The sequence below is a fragment of the uncultured Hymenobacter sp. genome (assembly GCF_964242765.1).
Classification (GTDB): Bacteria; Bacteroidota; Bacteroidia; order Cytophagales; family Hymenobacteraceae; genus Hymenobacter.
This window is the reverse complement of sequence record NZ_CAXTBM010000002.1, coordinates 192,399-216,640: the sequence shown is the minus strand read 5'-3', so window position 1 is coordinate 216,640 and position 24,242 is coordinate 192,399. Positions and strand designations below refer to the sequence as shown.

Genomic DNA, 24,242 nt, shown 5'->3' with positions numbered 1-24,242 from the left:
GCCTACCCCCACCCCATCGACCTGAACGTGCTGCCCCACATCGACGTGTTCGAAGACAACGGCTACACCAAGGAGGAAATGAAGATGGTAAAGGAAACCAAGAAAATCATGGGTGACGACAACATCCGGGTAACGGCCACTACCGTGCGCATTCCGGTAATGGGCGGCCACTCCGAGGCCGTGAATGTGGAGTTCGAGCAGGAATTTGAACTGGAAGACGTGTTCCGGATTCTGCGCAACACCGAAGGCGTAGAAGTGGTTGACGACGTAGCCAACAACCAGTATCCCATGCCCAAGGATGCCCACGGCCGCGACGCCGTACTTGTCGGTCGTCTCCGTCGCGACGAAACGCAGCCCCGCACCCTCAATATGTGGGTGGTAGCCGACAACCTGCGCAAAGGCGCCGCTACCAATGCCGTGCAAATTGCCGAGGTGATGATGAAGATGGGTTTGCTACAGGAAGTAGCCGCCACCGTTTGATTATAGCTTTAATTTATAATATAAAAGAGCCTCTCAAACATAGTTTGAGAGGCTCTTTTGCTACCTGCTTTTCGCTTGTGCTACGCCTTAGTGAACGGCCCGCAGCAACCAAAACATAGTAAGTGAAAACGCCTACCTTGAACACTCAACTTTCTATCTTTCCGTTCATACGTCAATGAACCCCATAAAGAAAGCTCGCTATTGCAGTGCGCTGACAGGGCTACTGCTCGTTGTTGCTACCCGCTTGTTTGCTCAAACCACTCAGCCGCCGACAACGGCACCCAATGCAACGCAGGTTTACACGTTTGCAGAGCAAATGCCACGCTACAATGGGGGCGGCAACGATTCAATTGTGGCGTATCTACGGCGGAGCACTCGTTATCCGGCCGAAGCTATTCAGGCAGGCGCTAGTGGCAAGGTATTCGTCACGTTTGTGGTTAACGTGCAGGGACAAGTGGAACAGGCGCGGGTGGTAAAGCCCGTCCATCCGGCGCTGGACCAAGAAGCGTTGCGGGTAGTAGCGGGCATGTCCACCTGGCAGCCGGGGCAGCAGCAGGGCAAGCCAGTGGCTGTGGCCATGACGGTACCCATCAGCTTTGCTATTCAACAGCCAAGTCTTGCTCCAGCTTTGGCTGCCCAATATCCGGGTGGCCCCGAAGCACTGCTAACTTACTTGGGGGCCATTCCGTACCCGGAAGCTGCCCGCTCGGTGGGACTGGATGCGCGGGTATTTATCAAGTTTAAACTAGACAAAGAAGGAAAGGTATTAGAAGTGAAGCCGATTGGGCCGCTTATGCGCAAGCCCCAACAAAACCCGCCGCCGCGGGCCGACATTGACGCGGCGAAACTAGTGCTAGAACAAGCTGCAACGCAGTGGATACAAGCCATGCCTGCCTGGACACCCGCCCGCCTAGATGGTGCGCCCGTCGAAAGTGACCCGTTCGTGATGCCCCTCGTATTCAACCCCACGCCTTCAGCAATTCCCAAAGAGAAGGTATATCCTTACGCCGACCAGATGCCGGTGTTCAACACGCCAACCGACAAATACGACATCCAGACCAAGATACAGCGCTCCTTGAAATACCCTGCTCAAGCTTTGCGCAACCGCATGGAAGGCACCGTTTATCTGTATTTTGTAGTCAACGAAGCCGGCGCGCTCGAACAAGCCCAAGTGGTTAGGTCGGCTGGACCGGAGTTAAATCAGGCCGTTTTGGAAGCGGCGCTCAGCCAACCGGCAGCCACAACACCTGCAAAGCTGAACGGCAAGCCAGTGAAGGTGTTTTATGTGGTGCCTTTCACCTTTAAGATCAAGTAAAACCCTGTAAGGCACTGGCTGTTCGTTGCTCGTTGGGTTTTGCGCTACAACTGAAAGGCCAACTTTGCAAAGCCCTCTATGGCTCGTCGAGTGTCGGCGGGGCGCTCCAGAAAGCCCACGTGGCCTACGTTAGCTAGCCACAACACCATACTATGGTCGGCTAGCAAGCTTTCTTCGTGCGTTTTTTCAAGCGGAACCGCCTTGTCGTCCTTACCAGCAATGAAGAGCACGGGGTAGGTGGCATTGCGCAGCACGGCGTACCGTTCGGGGCGGCGCGTGAGGGCCTCGAGGCTGCCTAAAGCTGTTTCCAGTGGTACGTCGGCGGCTATGCGTTGCAGTAAGGCAAGTTCGTTGGTCATGGATTCGCGGTGGCTCGACGAAAACTGCGGCTTTAGAAACTCTTCGGTGTACGCCACTACCCCGTGTTGCTCTAGAAAGTCACGGTTGCGCTGATGCCGCTCGTGGTCTTCTTCTTTTTCGGCGGAAGCCGAGGAGTGAAACAAGCACAGGCCCGCCACTTGCCCTGGGTATTTTTCGGCAAAGGCCAAGGCCACAAAGCCGCCCATGCTGTGGCCAACTAGCAGCACGCGGTGCACTTGCTGATCGGCTAAGTACTGCTGCACCGACTCTGCCGCGGCTTCCAGCGAATAGTCGGTGGGGGGAGTAGCATTGGGGCCGTAGCCCGGCAGGTTGGGGCAAAGGGTTCGGTAGTCGGTGGGAAAGTCGCGCAGGAAGTCGTTCCAGATTTCGCTGCTTTCTAAAAAGCCATGCAAAAAGACAACAGTAGGTTTCAAATCAGCCATAAAGAAGTGGGCAGCAAAAAAGAACGGCCACCCAGCAAGCTGAGTGGCCGCGCGAGTTTACGCGCAACTCAGCATAAGCGTTAACGCGGAGGTGCTTCAACGGATAAATACTTCCTTCCCCTTATCAGACACTACTTTGCGCTGTGCTTGTAGCTGTTTTGCAATATTCACACAAACACTATACACCATTTAATGCGGGTGATTTTAAATATTTACCTTCAAGCCTTCTTATCCAACTGTTTGCCAATCCCATAATTACTATGAAGAGAATCTGGTGCTACGCCCATCTAACTGGGACATTACTTATTTCAACAACCAATCTGATTGCCCAAACCACTACCGCACCTGCCAACGAAGCAGGCAATCCGCCAGTACTAAGGTATGCCGAACAAATGCCCACGTTCAGAGGTGGCAGAACTGATTCGGTAATGGCGTACATCCGACGTACTACCCGCTACCCAGCCGCGGCCATTGAGGCAGGTGCAACCGGTAAGGTGTTCGTCACTTTTGTAGTGAACACGCAAGGCCAAGTGGAGCAGGTCCAGGTGGTAAAGAGTGCGCATGCTGCCCTAGACCAAGAAGCTCTACGCGTAATATCTGCTATGCCTGCAAGCTGGCAGCCAGGGCAGCACCAAGGTAAGCCCGTCGCCGTTGCCCTGACGGTACCCATCAGCTTTGCTATGCTGACCGCAAAGCCGACTCCACATCCCAATGCGGTTCAAGGCCGAGTCGGACCTACGTATCCAGGTGGCCCCGAAGCATTGCTTACTTACCTGGAATCTGCTCCTTACCCAGAAGCTGCGCGAGCCGCGCAGGCAGAAGGCCGAGTATTTATTAAAGTAAGATTGAATAGAGAGGGAAAAGTGCTGGAGGCGAAGCCTTTCGTGCCGTTCACCGCTCAGCAGCGAGTCAATTCGCGGCCCCGCGCTAGCAGCAAAGAAATCAGTCAGCTATTGGAGCAAGCAGCTTTGCAATGGATAAGCGCTATGCCTGCGTGGAGTCCGGTTATCAAGGATGGGGTTCCTATCACCAGCAATTCCTTTGTCTTGCCTGTGGTATTCTCGTTGACAAAGCCTAGCTCCGAGAAAATATATCCGTATGCCGAGCAGATGCCCACATTTAACTCGCCGAATGGCCTTGAGGCCAACATACAGCGCGCCTCAACTTACCCGGCACTAGCACTGCGCAGAGGAGTTCAAGGTGTAGTACAGGTGTATTTTGTAATCAATGAAGCAGGCGTTTTCGAACAAGCCGAGATACTTAGCTCCCCAGGTCCGGAACTCAGTGATTCTGTCTTGCAAGCTGCTCGTAAGCAGTTGCCAGCCGCAACGCCCGCTATGAATCAGGGCAAGCCGGTGAAAGTGTTCTACATTTTACCGGTGTCATTTGCTATTAAGTAGGCGGCTCGCCTAGTTTCTGCTAGCAACGAAAAGCCCGCTCTAGCTGTAGAGCGGGCTTTTCGTTGCTGTTTGGCAAACCCAGACAACGCTTTTAGGAACTGGTTTACAGATTCGGTTGTGCCCTATACACCCTACTTGCAAAATCTACCACGGCTTGGCGCGTTTGCTCCGGGGCCTCGAAGTAGCCAAGATGCCCAACGTCGCTTAGCAGCAGGGCGTAGCTTTCGGCGGGCAGGGCCAGTTGTGGCAGCAAGCTTTCCACGGTAACGGCTACGTCGTCTTTGCCCCCGATAAAAAGCACTGGAAACTCGGTCTCCTTTAGTACCTGCGTGCGGTTGGGGCGGTTGCGCATGGCTTCGAGCGCGCCTACCACCGTGGCCGCGGGCGTGGACTTGCCAATGTCTTCCAGAAACTCGCGCTGCTCCCGCATTTGCTCCCGGTTGGCAGGCGCAAACAGCGGCCGGATAAACGACTCCATAAATTTCTCAACGCCGTGGCGACGCACGAAATCTATGTTCTTGTCGCGGTTTGCTTTTTTCTCGTCGGTGTCGGGGAGGGCCGTGGAATGGAATAGCACCAGGCCCGCTACTTGCTCGGGGTAACGCTCGGCAAAAGCCAGCGCCACGTAGCCGCCCATGCTGTGGCACACCAACAATGCCTTTTCCACGCTTTTCTGGCGCAATTGCTCGGCTACGTAGCGGGCCTGCGCCTCCATGCTGTAGTCGCGCACGTCGTGCACATTGGTGCCGTGCCCGAGCAGGTTGAGCATTAGCAGCCGATAGCCAGCGGGAAACTCGCGCGTGAAATCAGTCCATATCTCTCGGCTTTCGGCAAAGCCGTGGAGAAACACGATAGTAGGGTGTTGAGAAGACATGAGGAATGACGCCGCTACGCACGCATGCGGCTGCATTGATGAACCGGCACAATTACGCACATTTGCTTGTTATCACGCTACGCTATCCACATGTCTTCTATCGAACGGCACAATTTCCATTATGCCATTGCAGTTGCAGCTGGTTTACTTGTTGCCCTGCTTGGCCGTTTCGCCTTCGCCAGTCACTTGTTAAACGATGCGGGCGGGCTGCTCATGCTGTGTTTTTTAGTGCTCATCCCAATGGCTCTTGGAGCTACAACGGCCCATTTCACGCCTCCTACAGCGAAGTGGAAATGGCGTACGGTGTGGAGCCCCTTCCTAACAGTCGTGCTATTCTTGTTCATGGCTCTGCTACTGCATTTAGAAGGCCTGATTTGCGTGCTGATTATTTCGCCGTTGTTCTTGGTCACCGCTTGGGTGGGGGCAATGCTCTACATACGCCTCACCGAAAATAAACCTGACAGAAACAAGACCTACACGCTTGCTATTTTTGCCCTCCTTCCCTTCCTGATGGCCCCGGTCGAAAGCCGGTTTGCTGCGCCCGACGACCTGCGACGCGTCGAAAACATGGTGGTAATTGCAGCGCCAATCGACGTAGTATGGCAGAATATTATCCGTGTTCCACCTATTCAGGCAACTGACTTAGGCTCAAGTTTAGTAGATAACATCGGTTTTCCGCGCCCCGTCGAAGCCACGCTAACCCACGAAGGCATTGGCGGCATCCGTCACGCTACTTTTGAGCGCGGCGTCGAATTCATTGAGACGGTTGACGTTTGGGAGCCACAACGCCGCTTGTCGTTTAGCATCGTACCCAATACAGTTACCATCCCTCCTACCACCTTCGACGAGCACGTAACAGTAGGCGGACGATTCTTTGATGTGCTACGGGGCACGTATGAATTAGAGGCCGCCACAGCCGGCCATACACGGCTTATTCTTTATAGCCAGCAGCGCCTGAGTACCCGCCTCAACCCTTACGCTGGCCTCTGGACTGATTATGTGATGAGTGAAATCCAGCGGCGAATTTTAACCGTTATCCAGCGGCGCTGTGAAGCCGGAGGTAGTCAACCCGTTGCTAACAACCATAAGTAAAAAGAGCAGACCACCTGAAGTGGCCTACTCTTTTTACTGTAATTCTATTCAAAACTCGTTTAGGCGAGTACTTCTTCTTTTTGCTTAGCGAACTGTACGCTTGCCGACAGCTTCACTTCCTCGCCTACTACAATAGAGCCAGCTTCAGTGATGCCTTCCCAGGTCAAACCAAACTCCTTACGGTTGATTTTGCCGGTGATTTCGAAGCCCGCTTTGGTGTTACCATAGAAATCAGTGGCTGTGCCGCCGTAATCCACGTCCAGCGTTACGGGCTTGGTTACGTCCTTAACGGTGAGATTGCCAGCAACCTTATACGTATCGCTGCCCGTTTTGGCGAACGAGGTTGATTCGAATATAATGTTGGGATAGGTGGCGGCGGCAAAAAAGTCGTCCGCTTTCAAGTGCTGGTCGCGCTGCTCCTGGTTGGTGTCGATGCTGTTTACGTCAAGGGTCAAATGCACGCGGGCATTTTCGAACGAGTCGCCGTCGGCTTCAATAGTGCCTTCAAACTTCTTGAAAGAGCCGGTTACCGTCGAAATAACGAGGTGTTTGATTTTGAACTGTACTTCGGAGTGCATTGGGTCGAGGACCCATTGGGTAGCTGCCATACGTGTAGGCGTTGATAGGATAGATTAGAAAACACCTTATGGGCTTTCTGCCCTTTCAGATGACGCAACAAATGTACATACATTATTTAAATTGATGTACGTACATCAATAAATATTTTTCTTGCCCTATCACAATCTCCTGAAAACCACCGGAAATACGAAAGCCGAAGCAGCATCAGCTACTTCGGCTTTTGGTAAAACAAACCCATTGCTCGGTATTCGGCCTACAGCAACACGGTTTCCACGGCGGCTTTTGCTACCACTTTGCCGCTCAGCTCGCGCATAGCGGCAGCAATACCATCGGCGTCGAAGCCGCACTCTTTGTAAAGTTCATCTTGCGTACCGTGCTCTACTACCCGGTCGGGGATGCCGAGGCGACGGACGGGGACACTGTAGCCGTGGTCGGCCAAGAACTCCAGCACCGCCGAGCCGAAACCACCTTGCAGGCAGCCGTCTTCTACGGTCACTATTACTTGGTATTGCTGGCAAATGGTGTGAAGCAGCTCTTCATCTAGGGGCTTGCAGAAGCGCATATCGTAGTGGCCGGGGTTTAGGCCTTCGGCTACCAGCTTGTGAGTGGCTTTGGTGGCGTAGTTGCCGATGTGGCCGATGCTGAGCACCGCCACGCCTTCACCCTCGCGCACTACGCGGCCTTTGCCTACCGTGATTTTGCGTAGTGGCTTGCGCCATTCCGGCATCACGCCCTCGCCCCGCGGGTAGCGGATACTGAACGGCCCGGCATTTTCGGGCAGCGTAGCCGTGTACATCAGGTTGCGCAGTTCCTCTTCGTTCATCGGGGCCGAAACCACCATGTTCGGGACGCAGCGCATGTAGGCTAAGTCGTAGCAGCCGTGGTGGGTGGGGCCGTCGGCACCGGCGAAACCGGCGCGGTCGAGGCAGAACACCACATGCAGGTTTTGCAGCGCCACGTCGTGCAGCACTTGGTCGTAGGCGCGCTGCATGAACGACGAGTAGATGTTGCAGAACGGGATGAGGCCCTGCGTAGCCATACCGGCCGAGAAGGTCACGGCGTGCTGCTCGGCAATGCCTACGTCGAAGGCGCGCTTGGGCATGGCGGCCATCATCAGGTTCAACGACGAACCCGATGGCATAGCCGGCGTCACGCCCATGATTTTATCGTTCTGTTCGGCCAGCTCGATCATAGTGTGCCCGAATACGTCCTGGTACTTAGGCGGCTGTGGCGTCGAATAGGTTTTCTTGCTGATTTCGCCCGTTACCTTGTCGAACAGGCCAGGAGCGTGCCATAGCGTTTGGTCTTTTTCGGCCAAGGCGTAACCTTTGCCCTTTACCGTCACACAATGCAGGATTTTGGGGCCCGGGATGCTTTTCAGGTCGTTGAGGATGGTAGCCAAATGCTGCACATCATGGCCATCAACCGGCCCGAAATAGCGGAACTTCAGCGCTTCAAACAGATTGCTTTGCTTAAGCAGCGTTGCCTTCATGGCCGACTCCACTTTGCGGGCAATCTGCTGCGGATTCGGACCAAACTTCGAGAGCTTACCCAACACGTTCCACAACTCGTCGCGCACTTTATTGTAGGTGCGGGACGTGGTAATGTCGGTAAGGTATTCCTTGAGCGCCCCCACGTTGGGATCAATGCTCATGCAGTTATCGTTGAGAATAACCAGCAAGTTGGAATTGGTAACGCCCGCGTGGTTGAGCGCCTCGAAAGCCATACCAGCTGTCATGGCCCCATCACCGATGACGGCAATGTGTTGCCGGTCGAACTCCCCTTTGTAGTCCGACGCTACGGCCATGCCGAGCGCGGCGCCAATACTGGTGCTGCTGTGGCCTACCCCGAAAGCATCGTACTCGCTTTCCTTGCGCTTCGGGAAGCCCGACATGCCGTTGTAGCGGCGGTTGGTCGGGAACCGGTCGCGGCGGCCCGTCAGAATCTTGTGGCCGTAGGCTTGGTGCCCTACATCCCACACGAGCTGGTCGTGGGGCGTGTCGAACACATAGTGCAGCGCCACTGTCAGTTCCACTACGCCCAACGAAGCCCCGAAGTGCCCCCCGTATATCGAAACCGTATCAATAATGAACTGACGTAGCTCCTGGCTCAGTTGAACCAACTGGTCGTGACTGAGCTTTTTCAGGTCGTCGGGCGAGTCTATGGCCGCCAGCAATTCACCGGGTTCGACAATCATGTATAAAGGAAGCAGATGGGATAAGGCAACAGCCGACTGCCGAAAAGGTTACTGTACCTCACGGCCGCCCGCTGCGTACGACACCCAAAGTTACGGGTTTTCTGTTCGGGCGGTTCAGCTGAAAGTTGGTTTATGAACCGGCGCTTCCCCACAATTAGCAAGCCAAAACAACAGTTGCCGCGGTGGCAACGGGCAGAAGTAGCAGGTCTAAATCGTTCTTAATTAACGCTTCTTTAACGCCCTACCCTGCCAGAATGCCTACTTTTGATTTACGATACCTGCGCATCCCTCATGCCCCATACCTCTGTCGATCAACAAACTGAAGATCAGCAATTACTGGACAAGCTCCGCCCTTCGCGCATTGTCTTGCCGGTGCTGATTGGGCTTAGTGTCGTCGGTTTTATGTTCTGGCGCAGCTATAAGCCCGGCGACTTAGCGCCCCTCACCCACGCCAAACCATTCTGGCTTTTCCTGATGGTGGCCGTGCTCCTGGCCCGCGACGCGGGCTACGTTTACCGCATCCGCTACCTCACCCAAAAGGTGCTTTCCTGGCGCGCCTCCCTCGACGTTATCATGATTTGGGAGTTCTCGTCTTGCGTGTTGCCCTCGGCCGTAGGCGGCACCGCCGTTGCGCCGCTGCTCCTGCACAAGGAAGGTATTTCGCTCGGCAAATCAGTGGCCTACATCATGGCCACCGCCATGCTCGACAACCTCTATTATGTGCTGGCGGTGCCGCTGGTCGTGCTCATCGGGGGCGACGCGCTGTATCCGCATGAGGCATTGCAGGGCGGCTTGGTGGCCACATTGCGCATCGGCTTTATTGCTAGCTACGTGTTCGTGACCATCTACGCGCTACTCATGCTCTACGCCATCTTCATCAACCCACGGTCGGTGAAGCGGCTGCTGGTGCGGCTATTTTCGATGCGTGGGCTGCGGCGGCTGCGCGGCAAAGCCTACAAGATGGGCAACGAACTGGTGCTGGCTTCCGCCGAGCTACGCGGCAACGGCTGGGGCTATTGGCTGCGGGCATCCCTTAGTACCGCCTTCGTCTGGACGGCCCGCTACCTGGTAATTGGCTGCTTGATTTCGGCCTTCATTGACGTCAGCTGGCCGGAATTCTGGCTGATTTTCGGCCGCAACCTCACCTATAAAGTTATTTTGCTGATTGCCATTACGCCCGGCGGCGCCGGTATTGCAGAAGGGGCGTTTCCTACCTTCTTCGGCAAGTTCATCGGCACTCCCACCATGACCAACTTCATGGTGCTGCTCTACCGCCTCGTGACCTACTATCTGTACCTGATACTAGGCGCCGTGTTTCTACCCCGCTGGATAGCCCGGATATTTGGTCCGCGCAAAGCGGCCGCCGTTATGCATTCGTAAGTCCTTTACGTCAACCGCCACGCACAAAAAAGTCCTTCTACCATGGTAGAAGGACTTTTTTGTTGTTAATGCAGTTCTAATTGCTGCACCTTTTGCTATTCTTTTTCGAGGCGCAGTTCGGCACCCTCAGGGCTCCTCAAGGTTAACTTATCATCCGTGAGTGTTACCACATCGAAGGAGTTACTTTGGGAGGCACCGTCGGGAGTCATGGCGATTTTTTTGCCGGCTTGGTCGAAAGTGTATTTGCCGTTTACAGCCCCCGCTGAAGAAGTCATATTGTATTGTCCGTTGGCGAAGAACGTGATGCGGTCATCTTCTTGCGCGTCGGTTTGCTTCACTTTGTCACCGGTAGCATCCAGCTCTTTATCTGTTTTCCAGATCTTGCTTTCGGCGCCGTACAACATGTTAACACCTTCTACTTTGCCTTCTTTGCTGCCGCAAGCAGAAGTGAATACTACCAGCAGCATTAGCAGGCTGGCTACATAACGAAAGGGAGAGGCCATCGTTTTCATGAGATGTGCAAATTGGTTGAAAGTGGGAGAGAGTACGATACCGCTCGTGCCAGGCCCAAGCGATACTGCGCTTCTTACGACGGGCTTCCGTAAGATGTTCAGCTCCTCTACTGTTGACTTTCGGAAGCTGAACTTCTTACCAGCTTCAGCGTATGATGCCTGACACCGTGGCCATCAATTGCATGAAGATGAGCTGCGTTCTGCTTTCACCTTAAACCAACGCACGACCATGGGATTATTTGATTTTCTCTCGAACGAAGGCGAAAAAAAGCCTGTAGAACCCGCTGCTAAGCCTGCTACCGGCGGTGCTACCGACTTCTTTGGCAATCCTGCTCAACAAACGCAGCCCGCAGCCGCACAAGGCCAGAGCTACACCGTTGTAAGTGGCGATTCGCTATCCAAAATCGCCAAGAACCACTACGGCGACGCCGCTAAGTGGCACCAAATCTACGATGCCAACAAGGCTACCATCGGCGCCAACCCCGACCATATCGAGGTAGGTCAAGTTTTGACCCTGCCACAGATCTAGGAAAAATTCTCTTAGAAATATTATAAAAGCCGCTCTGTAGTAGGAGAGGCTTTTTTTATGCCGCAAACCCAGACAAGCAATGCAGTGAATAAGGCTTTCGGAAGATCGGAAAGCAGAAAACTCGTCTATTGCAGATTGTCTACGCCTCACGAAAAGCAAGCTTATCGCCCTGATAATCAGCGATATTTAATACAAATAGATATAAATTTGGAGATAACAAATACAGCGAAAAAGAAAACAAAAAATATTTTTCGATTGTATTGCGAATATTAAATCCGGTTTTACATTTGCATCACCAACCCGGTACTCCCCGCTTACGGTGGGACAGTTTTCAGATTTATACAGAAGTGGCGAGAGAACAGGCTCCGTGACCCACTGGCAACCTTCGTTGAAGCGAAAGGTGCCAATTCCTGCCCGTTCCGACATTCATCGGCGGGAGAGATAAGTTGAGTACCATGAAAAACAACCTAGATTCCGCTTTTCTTTTCCTATCCGCTTGGCTCGCTTCAACGCGTGCTGGTTCGCTGATGGGTTTTCGTGTTTCGACTGTTGCCATTTCGGCCGCTCGAATGCGAATGCGCCGCTGTTGTAGCGCCCACTGTTGCTGTTGTTAACCACCTGACGGTTCCTGGCACCCTCCTCGCCCCTTAATGCCACTCAGTAGCACTGGTACGCCTTCGGCACCTGCGCTGCGTTCTGCCACCCCTGCGCCACTGCGCTTCGGTTGGGGAAGAGCACCCCCGCCACAATTATTTGTGGTTCATTTTCAGCTAGATACACTCTCTTTCTTCCTACATACACTTCTTAAATCAGTCGAATCATGTCTGCTCCAACCCATCATTTCGAGACGCTGCAACTTCACGCTGGTCAAGTGCCCGACCCCACTACCGGCTCACGCGCTGTTCCAATTCATCAGACCACTTCCTACGTGTTCAAGAACGCCGAGCACGGCGCCAACTTGTTTGCTTTAAAGGAGTTCGGCAACATTTATACGCGGCTGATGAACCCGACTACCGACGTGTTCGAGCAGCGTATTGCGGCCCTCGAAGGTGGCGTAGCAGCATTGGCCGTGTCGTCGGGGCAGGCGGCGCAGTTTATTGCCCTCAACAACATTTTGCAGGCCGGCGACAATTTCGTGAGTACGGCCCATTTGTATGGCGGCACTTACAACCAGTTCAAGGTAGCTTTCAAGCGCTTAGGCATTGAAGCCCGCTTCGCTGATGGCGACAAGCCAGAGAGCTTCGAGCCATTGATTGACGAGAAAACCAAGGCTATCTACCTGGAAACCATTGGCAACCCGAGCTTCAGCATTCCCGATTTCGAAAAGATTGCCGCTATTGCCGAGAAGCACGACTTGCCACTTATCGTTGACAACACGTTTGGCGCGGGTGGTTACCTGTTCCGGCCGCTAGAGCACGGGGCGCACATCGTAGTGGAATCGGCGACGAAGTGGATTGGCGGCCACGGCACTAGTATTGGCGGCGTGATTGTGGATGGTGGCAAGTACGACTTCGGCAACGGCAAGTTTCCGCAGTTCACGGAGCCGAGCGAAGGCTACCACGGCTTGATTTTCAATGATGTATTCGGCATAGGTGGCCCATTCGGCAACATCGCCTTTATTATCCGGGCCCGGGTAGAGGGCTTGCGCGACTTCGGTTCTTCGCAGAGCCCCTTCAACTCCTTCTTGCTGCTGCAAGGCCTCGAAACCCTAAGCTTGCGGGTGGAGCGCACCGTAGAAAACGCTTTGCGCGTAGCTACTTGGCTGGAACAGCACCCGCAAGTGGAAGCCGTAAATTATCCGGGCTTGAAGAGCAGCCCTTACAACGCACTGGCGCAGAAATACCTGAAGCGCGGGGCCGGCGGGGTTCTCACGTTCGCCATTAAAGGCAGCAAAGACACGGCCACTCAATTCATCGATAACCTGAAGCTGGTTAGCCATTTGGCCAACGTAGGCGACGCCAAAACGCTGATCATTCAGCCTTCGGCTACCACGCACCAGCAGCTATCAGAAGTGGAGCAGCGTGCCGCCGGCGTGACGCCTACGCTGCTGCGCCTCTCCGTGGGCATCGAGCATTTCGAAGACATTCAGGCCGACTTGCAGCAGGCATTTGACGCCGTACGCGACGCTGCACCTTTGCAGTCCGAGGCAACAAGTGGCGACGCACTGCCCGAGCAGGAAGTGGAACACGCTGCCGTGCTGGAAGTATAGGGAGAGGAACCAGCCCGGCCGGTCGTGAGAGGGGCGGCCGGGCTCTTCCAGCAAGCGCAGCACGTGGGTGGGGAAGCGGTTTTTTTGTGAGAGAGGGAGCCGCTATTCCTATCCCACACTAGCACGGGTTGAGCTGGTTTACTGGCTCAGCCCGTTGGCTGTTTGTAGCGGGGTATCAAATGTATAGCGCAAAACGAGCCACTTGATACTTGATAGAACAGAATGCCCGAGCAAGCTGGCGTCCGCGAAGCCGCCGCCTGAGAGATAGCAGTCATCTCTCATTACTTCATTACCAAACAAAATGCCTGAAAACCAAAGCTTACATCTGCCCGAATCTTTGACGCTGGAAAGCGGCCAAGAACTCGCGGGCGTGGAAGTAGCTTATTGCACTTTTGGCACGCTGAACGCCACCGGCGACAACGTGGTGTGGGTGTGCCACGCCCTCACGGCCAACGCCGATGTACTTAGCTGGTGGCCGGGCCTGTTCGGAACAGAGTGTCATTTCGACCCGGCCGACTGGTTTGTGGTGTGCGCCAACGTGCTTGGTTCTTGTTACGGCTCCACAAGCCCTCTTTCACTGGCTCCCGAAACCGGTGCTCCCCGCTATCAGCAGTTTCCGCTGCTTACCATCCGCGACTTGGTGGCGGCCCACGAAGCGTTGCGCCAACACTTAGGCTTAACGCAGATTCACACGCTGATTGGTGGCTCTCTGGGTGGCCAACAGGCATTGGAATGGGCTATTCAGCAGCCAACTGTGTTCGAGAACTTGGTGTTGCTGGCTACCAATGCGCAACATTCGCCTTGGGGTATTGCTTTCAATGAGGCGCAGCGGCTCGCTATTTTCGCCGACTCCACTTACCACCAAGCAACGCCTGACGGCGGAACAGCTGGTTTGCGGGCTGCCCGGGCCATAGCGCTGCTTAGCTACCGCAGCTACGGTGCCTACGGCGAAACCCAAGCAGAACCGACTGACGATAAAACAGACGACTTCCGCGCCAGCGCTTACCAGCAATACCAAGGCGACAAACTTGTGGCTCGCTTCAACGCCTACACCTACGTGGCACTTTCCAAAGCCATGGATTCGCACCACGTAGGGCGCGGACGCGGTGGTGTCGCGGCGGCTTTGCGCCGGGTACGGGCGCGGACGCTGGTGATAGGCATCACGTCTGATGTGTTGTTCCCGCCGGCGGAACAGCAACTCTTGGCCCGCCACATTCCGGGAGCCATGTATGCCGAAATGGATTCCCGCTTCGGCCACGACGGCTTCCTGATTGAAACGGCCCACATCACTCATTTCTTGGAACGCTTTCACGCTCTCAGCTTCGCGCATTAACAACGCTTCGAATACAGGAATACAGCAAGGAATATCATGCGCTGCGGAAGCTCCTCATGACGGGCGTATATCTATAGCTTTTTCATTGTTTTCTCATGAAACCAAACACCTCCCGTCGTACACAACCTGCCCGCCTGCTTTTCTTTGGCAGCTTGCTAGCACTGCTTCTGGTGTTAGCCGGATGTGGAGGAATTAGCAATGAGACCAAAAGTGCGCAGCCAGACATTATCCGTCTGGATTATGCCTACTACAACCCCTTGAGTTTGGTATTGAAACAGCAAGGCTGGCTGGAAAAGGATCTTGCCAAACAGAACATCAAAGTGGAATGGGTGCTCAGCCAGGGCAGCAACAAGGCCTTGGAGTTTCTTAATGGCAGCAGCATCGATTTCGGCTCCACGGCCGGCGCGGCCGCACTGATTGGCAAAGCCAATGGCAACCCGCTGAAAGCCATTTATATCTACTCGAAACCAGAATGGACGGCACTATGCACCGGCCCGAAATCCACTATCAAGTCGGTGGCGGACCTGAAAGGCAAGCGTGTGGCGGCTACCCGCGGCACCGATCCGTACATCTTTCTGCTACGCGCCCTCGACCAAGCCGGGCTGAGTGAAAAGGATATCGAGCTAATTCCGTTGCAACACCCCGATGGGCGGGCCGCCCTCGAGAAAGGCGACGTTGACGCCTGGGCTGGGCTGGATCCCCACATGGCTAAAGCCGAGTTGGAATCGGGGGCGCAACTTTTCTATCGCAACGCCGACTTCAATAGCTACGGCGTACTGAATGTGCGCGAGGAATTTGCCAAGCAAAATCCAGCCTTAGTCGACCAAGTGCTGGCTGCTTACGAAAAAGCGCGGCAGTGGGCGCTTCAGCACCCCGAGGAACTGAAGAAGACGCTGGCCACCGAGGCCAAGCTTAGCGAAGCCGTAGCGGTCAAGCAGCTAGAGCGCACCGACTTTTCCAACATCAGCTTCGGTCCGCAGCAGCGCAGCACCATTTCCGCCGCCGGCGACGTGCTCAAGAAAAGCGGCGCCATCGACCAGAATGTAGACATCAATCAAACCGTCAGCAACTTGATAGATACCCAGTTTGCCGACAAAATCACGCCAGCCAAGGTGAAAGCCACGGCGGCCCAATAAGCTTCAAGTCCCGTTTGTTGTTCTCTTCGGTCGGGACGACAAACCACTAACCACCGTTCATGTCTCAATCCTCATCTATTTCCGCTTCGGCGGCGAGTGTACCGGCGCCGGTTGCGGCTAGCACGCCAACGCGGCAAGTTGCCGCGTTGCGCACGCCCGGCCGTTGGGGCTGGCTACGCGGTGCGGTGCTGCCAGCGGTGTTGCTGGTTGTTTGGGAAGTGCTGGCGCGCGTGGGCGTTTTGCCACCCAATCTGCTGCCGGCGCCTTCGCGCGTGTTAGCTACCATCTGGCAAATGGCCCTGACGGGGGAACTGTGGGAGCATCTGGGCATTACGCTCTGGCGAGTGGCCCTTGGTTTCGTGTTAGGCGGGGCTTTGGCTACGGTGTTTGGAGCACTAACCGGCTACTCCCGCACGCTCAACCAACTGCTCGACCCGCTGCTGCAAGGCATTCGCAATATTCCGTCGTTGGCGTGGGTGCCGCTGTTCATTCTTTGGATGGGCATTTACGAAACCTCGAAGGTGGTTTTAATTGCCGTGGGCGTGTTTTTTCCGGTGTATCTCAACTTAATGAGCGGTATTCAGGGGGTGGACCGCAAGCTCGTGGAAGTGGGCCGGGTATATCGGCTATCCGGGTTACAACTGGTGCGGCGCATTTTCATGCCCGCTACGCTGCCCGCCTATTTTGTGGGACTGCGCAGCGGCTTAGGGCTCGGCTGGATGTTCGTGGTGGCGGCGGAAATCATGGGTGCCAACAAGGGCTTAGGGTTTCTGCTGGTTGATGGCCAAATGACCGGCCGGCCGCAAACCATTCTGGCTAGCATCTTACTGTTCGCTGTGCTCGGCCAGCTTACCGATGCTCTGCTTTCCCTGCTCAGCCGCCGTCTGCTCCGCTGGCAAGACACGCACCGGGTGAGTGGATAAATAGGTACGGTCTAGCGGTTAGGCGTGGCTTGTTGAATCATCAAGCGCGCTGCCGTTGCCACACCACTGATTGAAACCCAGCCAGATGTTTCGGCGCCTCGCCTAACACTCTTAAACACTGCTTCACGCCTTCGTTCTATGCTCCGCATCAACCATATAAGCAAGCAATTCGGGCCGGTGCTGGCGCTTGACAACATCGACGTGCACGTACGGCCGGGCGAAATCGTGACGCTGGTGGGAACAAGTGGCTGCGGCAAAAGCACGTTGTTGCGCATTGTGGCCGGCCTGGATGCACCAACCACTGGCCAGGTATTGATTGACGAGGAACCCATTACGGGGCCACATCCGGCAGTAGGCGTTATTTTCCAAGAGCCCCGCTTGATGCCTTGGCTAACGGTTCGCCAGAATGTGCGGTTTGGTATTGCCGGTTTACCGGCACCCGAGCAGCAACAACGCACCACGGCGGTGCTGGAACGAGTAGGCCTCACGGCGTTTGCCGAGGCACTACCTCGGCAGCTTTCCGGCGGAATGGCGCAGCGCGTAGCTATTGCGCGGGCACTGGTGGCGCAACCAGCGTTGCTGCTGCTGGATGAGCCGTTCAGCGCCCTCGACCCGTTCACGAAGATGAAGCTCCAAGATCATCTGCTCGAAATCTGGTCGTACGACCAACCCACGCTGTTGCTGGTGACGCATGATATCGAGGAGGCCCTGGTCCTCTCCGACCGGGTGGTGGTGCTGCGCGGACACCCCGGCCGCATTCATCAAACCCTGAGCGTAGACCTACCCCGCCCGCGCCGCCGCTCCAACCCCGACTTCCAACTCTGGAAACAACGCTTGCTCGACGCTCTCGATGTGACTACTGACGAGCCTTTTCTTGCTAGCGCTTAATATTTCCATCGAAATCCTCTCTCAAATGGTAGCTGACAAACAACCCTTGCGCATTGGCCTCATTGGTTTTGGCTGCGTGGGGCAAGGCCTTTACGATATTCTTGAACAGCGCCCCGAAACTGGCTTCGAGGTGGCGCGCATTGCCGTGAAAAACCCCACCAAGCCCCGTAGCTTGCCCCTGAGCCGGTTCGACTTCCACGCCGACGACTTGTTGCATGACGCCACGCTCGATGTGCTGGTAGAAGTGATTGACGACGCAGCCGAAGCGTTTCGGTTGGTGAGCGAAGCGCTGCGCCAAGGCCGCCGCGTCGTGACGGCCAACAAAGCAATGCTGGCTCGCCATTTGCCCGAACTCGTGCAACTGCAACGGGAGTCGGGCGGGAAATTGCTCTACGAAGCTGCCGTGTGCGGCAGCATCCCCATCATTCGGACCCTGGATGCGTACTTCGGGGAGGAGCCGTTGCGGAGCGTTACTGGTATTTTGAACGGGTCGTCGAACTACGTGCTGACGCGCATGGGGGAAGAAGGCTCAGACTATGCTCCCGCCCTAGCCGAGGCGCAGGCCAAAGGTTTCGCCGAAACCGACCCTACCTTGGATATGGGAGCTTTCGATCCGCGTTCCAAAGCCGTTATTCTGGCGGCGCATGCCTATGGAACCTTCCTGCAACCAGATGAAGTACTGAACTTAGGCATCGAGGACATCAATGCTATTGATATTGCCTTTGCAGCAACCCTGGGCCGTAAAATTAAAGTGGTAGCCGGTTTGCAACGCTTGCCCGATGGCCGCGTAACGGCTTTGGTTACCCCACTGCTGGTGGCGCCCACGTCGCCGCTCTACGCCGTCGACCACGAGTTCAATGGCGTGTTGATTGAGGCAGATTTTGCGGGCGAGCAATTTCTGCGCGGGCGCGGCGCGGGCGGGCACCCCACCGGCTCGGCGGTACTCGCCGACTTAGCTGCTATCCGGCAGGGCTACTCCTATCAGTATACCAAGCTCACTGCTTCGCCTCCCACGTATGCCACCGACTTGGAACTGGAAATTTACCTTCGCACCGACGACGACCGCCTGATTGATGCGCTAGACTTCAGTGAAATTTCGGAAGAGGCCGATGAAGACGGGTATGTGGTGGGGTTTGTGGCCCTTTCCAATCTGTTGCGCGTGAAGGAGCTAATCCGCAAGTTCAAGGCTTTCGTAGTGCGTACCGGCGTCGTACGCCCCCTAACTTCAACAACCCCCGCCCTGACGCAAGAGGTTAGCTTGTAGTAGTAACGGCTTACTAGGTAGCCGTTTCCAGTTTATAGAACGGGAAGCACTGCTTCAGAGCTAGCAAAACGATTTCGATAATTCGTCATCGTTCTGCTGGCTCTGAAGCAGTGCTCTTTTGTTTGAACTACCTCAGTCATAGCTGGCCGTGCAGCAACTCAATGTATCAAGAGATATAAAGTTCAGCATGCAACTCTGACTGCCATTCGATATGGCGGATGCTTCTATTCTTCTCGTGCATGAAGGGGAAACAAACCAGAAAATTTACAACAAGAGGCTTGCTTACTGATGATTTTTTATCAGCCTAAATATATTCTTAAAACAAGCCCGAAAGGGATTCATAGCTGATTTGGACGCGCGTTCTTTTATAGGGGCCACTTTTTAGGTAATATTCATGCGCCTTTTTATTCTTATATTTAATCATGCTCTCTTTTTCACGGTTTTCGCCCATTTTGTGGTTGTCGGTTACGTGCAGCGTATTGCCCTTAGCTAGCTCCCAAACTGTTAGGCCGGAAACTGTAGCCACCGATTACCACGCGCTTGTAGAAGCGGAACGCACTTTTGCTGCTTACGGCGGACAACACAGCGTCAAAGACTCATTCAGTAAATTTCTGGCCACCGCCTACTTGTTTCGCGAAGACAAATTTGTGCTCGGCGGGCCCTTCTACGCAGCGCAATCTGAGCGGCCCGGTCGCCTGACTTGGCGGCCTACTTACGCTCGTATTGCTGCCAGCGGCGACTGGGGCCTGACTACGGGGCCCGTGGAGTTTCATCCTAATTCCGCCGCCGAGCCGCCAGTGGGTTACGGCAACTTCGTGACGCTGTGGCAAAAAGATGCTAGGGGTAGCTGGCAAGTGACATACGACGGGGGCATCAGCTACGCTACTCCGGGCAGCGCCTCGGAAATTGTTGATCCTAAAATTTTCCCCGCCAAGCTTCAAGTCGCCGCTGATACCGTTGCCCTGCGCAACAGCTTGCGGCAAGCAGAAGCAGCTTTTGCAGCGCGGGCGCACAGGAGCTTAAAGCAAGCCTATCTGCCGGTTTTACCCAAGGCTGGCAACGAGTTGCGTTTCTTGCGCGAAGGGACCGTTCCGTATGTGGGCGCGGCGGCGCAACGCTTGGCAATTGCATCGATGCAAGCTGTAACCTTCCGACCTTTTCAGGCGGCAGTAGCGCCCTCGGGAGAGCTAGGGTACACGTTGGGCTACCTGGATTTCGAGCAGCAGCGTGGGCATTATTTGCGCGTCTGGCAACGCGAAGGGCCGCACTGGAAGTTAGCACTGGAGTTGCTGGCGGCCAAACTGAAGTAAGCGAAATAGCGGGGCTGTACTGCCTAACAACATAGTGCGATTAGCCCTTAAGTTTGCGGCCTACCGAACTAGCTGCTGTATGCCTACCACTGCCCCCGCTCCACTTCGCTCCGGCGACCAAGTTGCCATCGTATGCCCTGCTCGCAAAGCCTCGCACGAGGAATTGGCCGCCGCCGTGGCAGTGCTCGAAAGTTGGGGCTTGCGCGTGGTGTTAGGCGAAAGCACGAACGTAGAGCACCACCAGTTCGGGGGCGACGACGAGGTGCGCCGCCGCGACATGCAGCAGCAACTCGATAACCCCGAAATACGAGCCATCCTGAGTGCCCGCGGCGGCTACGGTACCACTCGTATCATCGATTCGCTGGACTTCTCCCGCTTTTCCCAACATCCGAAATGGGTGGCCGGCTTTTCCGATATTACGGCCCTCAATTGCCACTTACTAGCGCTTGGCCACCAGAGCATCCATGGCGTGATGCCCTTCCTTTTCCGGCAACCGGGTGGGGAAGAATCGTTGGAGAGTTTGCGGCGGGCACTATTTGGAGAACCTATTGCCTACACCATAGCCCTGCACCACCTCAACCGCTTTGGCAACGCTACCGGCGAACTGATAGGTGGCAATCTAAGTTTGCTTCAAACCCTTACCGGTACTGCCTCCGACGTGTCCACCGCGGGCCGCATCCTCTTCCTCGAGGACATCGATGAATACCTGTATTCTATTGACAGAATGATGGTGCACCTAGACCGCACCGGTAAGCTGCGCCACCTCGCCGGCTTGCTCGTCGGCCATTTCACTGATCCGCAAGACAACACCGTGCCTTACGGCCAGACACCCAACGAAATCATTCAGCACTACGCCAACAAGTATGCCTTTCCAGTTGCCCACAATTTTCCCGTGGGCCACGAACCACAGAACATGGCGCTGATTTGCGGGCGAGCAGCGAGAATGACGGTGAGTGAAGCAGGCACACAGGTGGAATATGTCTAGCTAGGCTAAGCCATTGGTTTGCAGGCTTTCCCTTTGTCGAATCCCTTTAACACTAGTCGAACGCTCGGCAACTAGACTTGCGGAGCATCCCTGCTGCGCGTCTCGACGCGTAGTATAAGCGAATGGCAGTTCGGCGAAAGTGTAAAACGCAAAAAGCCCCGGCAACTTGCATGGCCGGGGCTTTTCGTATTCGATAAGCTGGGAGCACCTACTCGCCGTAAATCGTCTGCAACACCACTTGGCCTACTGCTTTCAGGGTGCGTTTGTCGATGTTGGCTAGGTTGTCCTGGGTGGTGTGGTGGTAAGCGGGGAAAGTTTGATCGCTGAAGGGCGGCAAGTCAATGATGTCGATGGTGCGTATCCCGGCCTGATTGGTGTAGACGTGGTCGTCAGTGATGGCACCCATGTCCTTGAAAAGGAAATAATCAGAATAGCCAATCTGTGCGGCTGTGTTCCACACTTTGTCTACTACGTCGCGGGCGACTTGCAAGGACTGGCCTTCGCGCGTAAATCGGGCGCCTTTTGCCCCTACCATATCCAGCAGTATCCCATACTCAGATTTGTAGTTGGCGGGCATCAAGTTTTTGGCCCAATATTGTGAGCCTAGGCACCAGCTAGAGCCGCCTTGCATTTCTTGGTTGGCTAGCTTGTTGGTGAGGTTGCCTTGGGTGCTGGAATCGTAGCCATAGTCCTCGGAATCAAACAGAATGAAATCTACGCCCACGGCGGGCGTGAGGCTGTCGGGCTGGGCGGCCAAAATACGGGCCATTTCCAGGGCAATCCCAACGCCGCTGGCGCCGTCGGAAGCACCCTCAAAAGGCGCATTCTTTTTTTCCTTGTCTTTGTCGGCAAAAGGGCGCGTATCCCAATGCGTGAAAATGGTGATGCGGCGGGCGGCCTGGGGCTGAAACTGCGCAATGATGTTGCGGCTGCGCAGCATCTTGCCATCAAAGGCCATGGCCTCAAATGGCTGCTCACGCACCGTCAGGCCGTAGCGCTTAAACTTCCCAATAACCCAGTCGCCCGTCTTGACGTGCGCCGCCGTGTTGGGTACCCGCGGCCCGAAAGCCACTTGCTTGGCCACGTAAGCGTAAGCCGAATCGGCGATGAAGCTTGGGGCGGCGGGCAGTTTTTGATGCTCCGGCGAGGCGGTTTCGGTGGCGCTTTTCTTGTTGTCGAAGCAGCCAGTCAGCAGCAGGGCCGCCAGCACGAGGGGAGCAAATCGAAAGAATTTCATGAGAAGGAAAGGCGGGTAAGTCAGTGGCGCGAAGCTCCCGCTCCGCGCCCCGTAGAACGATATACCACTAAGCACCAGCTTGGTGAGTTGTTGCTGAGTTAGAACGACAATTGTTGTGCCGGTGCGGTTCCACTTGGATGGTGGCCCATCAAACGGAAGCTTAGTGGCATTGGTGTGTAGCAACGCTTAACTTTTCAAGCGGCCTATGCTAGGCTCTCTACTCTTCACTGTACGCCCACTCGACGCCGGCCTTGGTGTCTTTGATAACGATGCCCTGTCCTTTCAAAGCCGCCCTGATTTCGTCTACCTTGTCGTAGGCCTTGGCAGCTTTGGCTTCGGAATAGAAGTTCAGCGTCAGGTTCAGGAGCTGCTCGGCATTGGCGCGAGGCTCGTCCACTAGGCCCAATACGTCGGTTACCAGCGTGCGGTAGGCGGCTGTAGCTTCGCTTAGGGCCGCTTCACTCACTTGCGCTAGTGTCGCGGGGTTGGCCGCGTAGCTATTGAACTTGCGCAACAGATTGAACAAGCCGGCAATGGCGCGGGCCGTGTTCAGGTCGTCGTTCAAGCCGATGAATGTGTCGGTCATCAGCTTCCGCAACTCAGCATCGGCTTTCTCGGTATCGGGGGTGCGTTCGGTGCCTGCGGGTAGGGTCAGCTTTTCCAGTTGGCGCAAACCGTTCATGAGCTTGCGGTAGCCTTTGCGGGCCGCTTGCAGCGCCTCGTCGGTGATGTCGATGGTGCTGCGGTAGTGCGCTTGCAACAAAAAGAAGCGCACCGTCATGGGTGAGTAGGCCTGCGGCAGTGTGGGGTTGCGGCCCTCAAACAGGTCGGTGATGGTGATGAAGTTGCCGATGGACTTGCTCATCTTGGCTCCGTTCACCGTAATCATGTTGTTGTGCATCCATACCTGCGCCTCGTTGGTGGGGTGGGCGCAGGCTTGGCTTTGGGCTATTTCGCACTCGTGGTGCGGAAACATCAAATCTAGGCCACCGCCGTGGATGTCGAACTCGGCACCGAGGTACTTGCGGCTCATGGCCGAGCACTCCAGATGCCAGCCCGGAAACCCTTCGCCGGGTGCTTCTCCGAAGGGCGAGGGCCAGCGCATAAGATGGCGCTCATCGGCCCGCTTCCAGAGCGCGAAATCCAAGGGGCTACGCTTTTCCTGCTGCCCGGCCAAGTTGTCGCGCGTGCCAGCCAGCAGTTCTTCCACCACCCGGTTGGAGAGCTTGCCGTAGCCGCGGCCGGCGGCGTTGTAGGCGGGCACATCAAAGTACACCGAGCCGTTCACTTCGTACGCAAACCCGTTGGCCAGGATTTCCTGAATCATCTGGATTTGCTCGGTGATGTGGCCGCTGGCGCGGGGCTCGATGTCGGGTGGCAAGCAGCCGAGCACCTCCATGTGGCGGTGGTACAGGTTGGCGTACTGCTCGGCCACCTGCATGGGCTCCAGCTTCTGGGCGCGGGCTCTTCTTGATATTTTGTCTTCGCCTTCGTCGGCGTCGTTTTCAAGGTGTCCTACATCGGTGATGTTGCGGACGTAGCGCACTGTGTAGCCTAAGTGGCGCAAGTAGCGCGTTAACACGTCAAACACCACCGGGCCCCGGGCGTTGCCCACATGCGCCTCACTATACACCGTTGGGCCGCAGAGGTAGACGCCCACGAAAGGTGCGTTCAGGGGTTCGAAAGTGGCTTTGCGGCGAGTAAGCGTGTTATAAAGCGAGAGTGTAGGCAGCATTCGGCAAAAGTATCACGGATTTAAACGGATTTATCGAGTTAGGCGAATTTCATGCGCCTCC

Annotated in this window: 21 protein-coding genes and 1 riboswitch; of the genes, 14 read left to right on the top strand and 7 right to left on the bottom strand. The window is 55.5% G+C overall.

Going from position 1 to position 24,242, the window contains the following annotated elements:
- Together ACFE7X_RS01805 and ACFE7X_RS01800 are read left to right on the top strand one after the other, a co-directional pair.
- Window positions 1–480, top strand: a 480-nt coding sequence (locus tag ACFE7X_RS01805) for an Asd/ArgC dimerization domain-containing protein (protein WP_375433943.1), incomplete at its 5' end; no start/stop codon positions are given.
- A gap of 175 nt (window positions 481–655) precedes the next feature.
- Window positions 656–1,795 (top strand): TonB family protein, encoded by a 1,140-nt coding sequence (locus ACFE7X_RS01800; RefSeq protein WP_375433942.1) that lies wholly within the window; start codon window positions 656–658, stop codon window positions 1,793–1,795.
- 44 nt (window positions 1,796–1,839) lie between these two features.
- Here the strand turns inward: ACFE7X_RS01800 and ACFE7X_RS01795 are convergent, their stop codons facing one another.
- A complete protein-coding gene (locus ACFE7X_RS01795) occupies window positions 1,840–2,598 on the bottom strand; it encodes an alpha/beta fold hydrolase (RefSeq protein WP_375433941.1) in 759 nt (252 codons plus the stop codon).
- 143 nt (window positions 2,599–2,741) lie between these two features.
- Between ACFE7X_RS01795 and ACFE7X_RS01790 the strand changes: the two genes are divergently transcribed.
- Window positions 2,742–3,998 carry an energy transducer TonB gene (locus ACFE7X_RS01790; protein ID WP_375433940.1) on the top strand — a complete coding sequence of 419 codons (1,257 nt, stop codon included), beginning with the start codon at window positions 2,742–2,744 and terminating at the stop codon, window positions 3,996–3,998.
- Window positions 3,999–4,101: 103 nt separating this feature from the next.
- Here ACFE7X_RS01790 and ACFE7X_RS01785 read toward each other — a convergent pair whose 3' ends face one another.
- Window positions 4,102–4,872: an alpha/beta fold hydrolase gene (locus ACFE7X_RS01785; RefSeq protein WP_375433939.1), complete on the bottom strand. Its 771-nt coding sequence runs from the start codon at window positions 4,870–4,872 to the stop codon at window positions 4,102–4,104.
- A gap of 90 nt (window positions 4,873–4,962) precedes the next feature.
- Here ACFE7X_RS01785 and ACFE7X_RS01780 point away from each other — a divergent pair, with 90 nt between their 5' ends.
- Window positions 4,963–5,964, top strand: coding sequence for a hypothetical protein (locus ACFE7X_RS01780; protein ID WP_375433938.1), 1,002 nt, complete (start codon window positions 4,963–4,965; stop codon window positions 5,962–5,964).
- Window positions 5,965–6,023: 59 nt separating this feature from the next.
- On the opposite strand, the gene ACFE7X_RS01775 is transcribed toward ACFE7X_RS01780, so the two are convergent.
- Together ACFE7X_RS01775 and dxs are read right to left on the bottom strand one after the other, a co-directional pair.
- Window positions 6,024–6,572: a YceI family protein gene (locus tag ACFE7X_RS01775; protein WP_375433937.1), complete on the bottom strand. Its 549-nt coding sequence runs from the start codon at window positions 6,570–6,572 to the stop codon at window positions 6,024–6,026.
- 224 nt (window positions 6,573–6,796) lie between these two features.
- Window positions 6,797–8,740 carry a 1-deoxy-D-xylulose-5-phosphate synthase gene (gene dxs / locus ACFE7X_RS01770; protein WP_375433936.1) on the bottom strand — a complete coding sequence of 648 codons (1,944 nt, stop codon included), beginning with the start codon at window positions 8,738–8,740 and terminating at the stop codon, window positions 6,797–6,799.
- A gap of 291 nt (window positions 8,741–9,031) precedes the next feature.
- Between dxs and ACFE7X_RS01765 the strand changes: the two genes are divergently transcribed.
- The gene (locus ACFE7X_RS01765; protein ID WP_375433935.1) at window positions 9,032–10,120 is read left to right on the top strand and encodes a YbhN family protein; all 1,089 of its coding nucleotides are present in this window, start codon (window positions 9,032–9,034) and stop codon (window positions 10,118–10,120) included.
- A 95-nt stretch (window positions 10,121–10,215) separates the two neighbouring features.
- Here the strand turns inward: ACFE7X_RS01765 and ACFE7X_RS01760 are convergent, their stop codons facing one another.
- Complete coding sequence (locus ACFE7X_RS01760) at window positions 10,216–10,623, bottom strand: lipocalin family protein (RefSeq protein ID WP_375433934.1); 408 nt, start codon at window positions 10,621–10,623, stop codon at window positions 10,216–10,218.
- 238 nt (window positions 10,624–10,861) lie between these two features.
- Between ACFE7X_RS01760 and ACFE7X_RS01755 the strand changes: the two genes are divergently transcribed.
- The 9 genes from ACFE7X_RS01755 (at window position 10,862) to ACFE7X_RS01715 (ending at window position 21,209) form a co-directional block, all read left to right on the top strand.
- On the top strand, window positions 10,862–11,161 hold the full coding sequence (locus ACFE7X_RS01755) for a LysM peptidoglycan-binding domain-containing protein (RefSeq protein WP_375433933.1): 300 nt from the start codon (window positions 10,862–10,864) through the stop codon (window positions 11,159–11,161).
- A 334-nt stretch (window positions 11,162–11,495) separates the two neighbouring features.
- Window positions 11,496–11,609, top strand: a riboswitch (SAM riboswitch).
- Between the two features lie 372 nt (window positions 11,610–11,981).
- A complete protein-coding gene (locus ACFE7X_RS01750; protein ID WP_375433932.1) occupies window positions 11,982–13,370 on the top strand; it encodes an O-acetylhomoserine aminocarboxypropyltransferase/cysteine synthase family protein in 1,389 nt (462 codons plus the stop codon).
- Window positions 13,371–13,671: 301 nt separating this feature from the next.
- Window positions 13,672–14,703: a homoserine O-acetyltransferase gene (metX, locus tag ACFE7X_RS01745; RefSeq protein ID WP_375433931.1), complete on the top strand. Its 1,032-nt coding sequence runs from the start codon at window positions 13,672–13,674 to the stop codon at window positions 14,701–14,703.
- 95 nt (window positions 14,704–14,798) lie between these two features.
- Complete coding sequence (locus ACFE7X_RS01740) at window positions 14,799–15,839, top strand: aliphatic sulfonate ABC transporter substrate-binding protein (RefSeq protein WP_375433930.1); 1,041 nt, start codon at window positions 14,799–14,801, stop codon at window positions 15,837–15,839.
- A gap of 59 nt (window positions 15,840–15,898) precedes the next feature.
- On the top strand, window positions 15,899–16,762 hold the full coding sequence (locus tag ACFE7X_RS01735) for an ABC transporter permease (protein ID WP_375433929.1): 864 nt from the start codon (window positions 15,899–15,901) through the stop codon (window positions 16,760–16,762).
- A 138-nt stretch (window positions 16,763–16,900) separates the two neighbouring features.
- Window positions 16,901–17,650 carry an ABC transporter ATP-binding protein gene (locus ACFE7X_RS01730; RefSeq protein WP_375433928.1) on the top strand — a complete coding sequence of 250 codons (750 nt, stop codon included), beginning with the start codon at window positions 16,901–16,903 and terminating at the stop codon, window positions 17,648–17,650.
- A gap of 25 nt (window positions 17,651–17,675) precedes the next feature.
- A complete protein-coding gene (locus ACFE7X_RS01725; RefSeq protein ID WP_375433927.1) occupies window positions 17,676–18,914 on the top strand; it encodes a homoserine dehydrogenase in 1,239 nt (412 codons plus the stop codon).
- A 422-nt stretch (window positions 18,915–19,336) separates the two neighbouring features.
- Window positions 19,337–20,224, top strand: coding sequence for a hypothetical protein (locus ACFE7X_RS01720; protein WP_375433926.1), 888 nt, complete (start codon window positions 19,337–19,339; stop codon window positions 20,222–20,224).
- Window positions 20,225–20,303: 79 nt separating this feature from the next.
- A complete protein-coding gene (locus tag ACFE7X_RS01715; protein WP_375433925.1) occupies window positions 20,304–21,209 on the top strand; it encodes an LD-carboxypeptidase in 906 nt (301 codons plus the stop codon).
- Between the two features lie 208 nt (window positions 21,210–21,417).
- Here ACFE7X_RS01715 and ACFE7X_RS01710 read toward each other — a convergent pair whose 3' ends face one another.
- The gene (locus ACFE7X_RS01710) at window positions 21,418–22,446 is read right to left on the bottom strand and encodes a M28 family peptidase (RefSeq protein ID WP_375433924.1); all 1,029 of its coding nucleotides are present in this window, start codon (window positions 22,444–22,446) and stop codon (window positions 21,418–21,420) included.
- A gap of 217 nt (window positions 22,447–22,663) precedes the next feature.
- Window positions 22,664–24,181, bottom strand: a complete 1,518-nt coding sequence (cysS, locus tag ACFE7X_RS01705; RefSeq protein ID WP_375433923.1) for a cysteine--tRNA ligase — start codon at window positions 24,179–24,181, stop codon at window positions 22,664–22,666.
- Between the last annotated feature and the right edge of the window lie 61 nt (window positions 24,182–24,242).

Bases quoted from the DNA above. Each gene is read 5' to 3' on its own strand.
- ACFE7X_RS01735 (WP_375433929.1), top strand. From the start codon at position 15,899: ATGTCTCAATCCTCATCTATTTCCGCTTCGGCGGCGAGTGTACCGGCG.
- metX (WP_375433931.1), top strand. From the start codon at position 13,672: ATGCCTGAAAACCAAAGCTTACATCTGCCCGAATCTTTGACGCTGGAA.
- ACFE7X_RS01775 (WP_375433937.1), bottom strand. From the start codon at position 6,572: ATGGCAGCTACCCAATGGGTCCTCGACCCAATGCACTCCGAAGTACAG.
- ACFE7X_RS01780 (WP_375433938.1), top strand. From the start codon at position 4,963: ATGTCTTCTATCGAACGGCACAATTTCCATTATGCCATTGCAGTTGCA.
- ACFE7X_RS01785 (WP_375433939.1), bottom strand. From the start codon at position 4,872: ATGTCTTCTCAACACCCTACTATCGTGTTTCTCCACGGCTTTGCCGAA.
- ACFE7X_RS01730 (WP_375433928.1), top strand. From the start codon at position 16,901: ATGCTCCGCATCAACCATATAAGCAAGCAATTCGGGCCGGTGCTGGCG.
- ACFE7X_RS01715 (WP_375433925.1), top strand. From the start codon at position 20,304: ATGCCTACCACTGCCCCCGCTCCACTTCGCTCCGGCGACCAAGTTGCC.
- ACFE7X_RS01765 (WP_375433935.1), top strand. From the start codon at position 9,032: ATGCCCCATACCTCTGTCGATCAACAAACTGAAGATCAGCAATTACTG.
- ACFE7X_RS01755 (WP_375433933.1), top strand. From the start codon at position 10,862: ATGGGATTATTTGATTTTCTCTCGAACGAAGGCGAAAAAAAGCCTGTA.
- ACFE7X_RS01795 (WP_375433941.1), bottom strand. From the start codon at position 2,598: ATGGCTGATTTGAAACCTACTGTTGTCTTTTTGCATGGCTTTTTAGAA.
- dxs (WP_375433936.1), bottom strand. From the start codon at position 8,740: ATGATTGTCGAACCCGGTGAATTGCTGGCGGCCATAGACTCGCCCGAC.
- ACFE7X_RS01760 (WP_375433934.1), bottom strand. From the start codon at position 10,623: ATGGCCTCTCCCTTTCGTTATGTAGCCAGCCTGCTAATGCTGCTGGTA.
- ACFE7X_RS01800 (WP_375433942.1), top strand. From the start codon at position 656: ATGAACCCCATAAAGAAAGCTCGCTATTGCAGTGCGCTGACAGGGCTA.
- ACFE7X_RS01725 (WP_375433927.1), top strand. From the start codon at position 17,676: ATGGTAGCTGACAAACAACCCTTGCGCATTGGCCTCATTGGTTTTGGC.
- ACFE7X_RS01710 (WP_375433924.1), bottom strand. From the start codon at position 22,446: ATGAAATTCTTTCGATTTGCTCCCCTCGTGCTGGCGGCCCTGCTGCTG.
- cysS (WP_375433923.1), bottom strand. From the start codon at position 24,181: ATGCTGCCTACACTCTCGCTTTATAACACGCTTACTCGCCGCAAAGCC.
- ACFE7X_RS01750 (WP_375433932.1), top strand. From the start codon at position 11,982: ATGTCTGCTCCAACCCATCATTTCGAGACGCTGCAACTTCACGCTGGT.
- ACFE7X_RS01740 (WP_375433930.1), top strand. From the start codon at position 14,799: ATGAAACCAAACACCTCCCGTCGTACACAACCTGCCCGCCTGCTTTTC.
- ACFE7X_RS01720 (WP_375433926.1), top strand. From the start codon at position 19,337: ATGCTCTCTTTTTCACGGTTTTCGCCCATTTTGTGGTTGTCGGTTACG.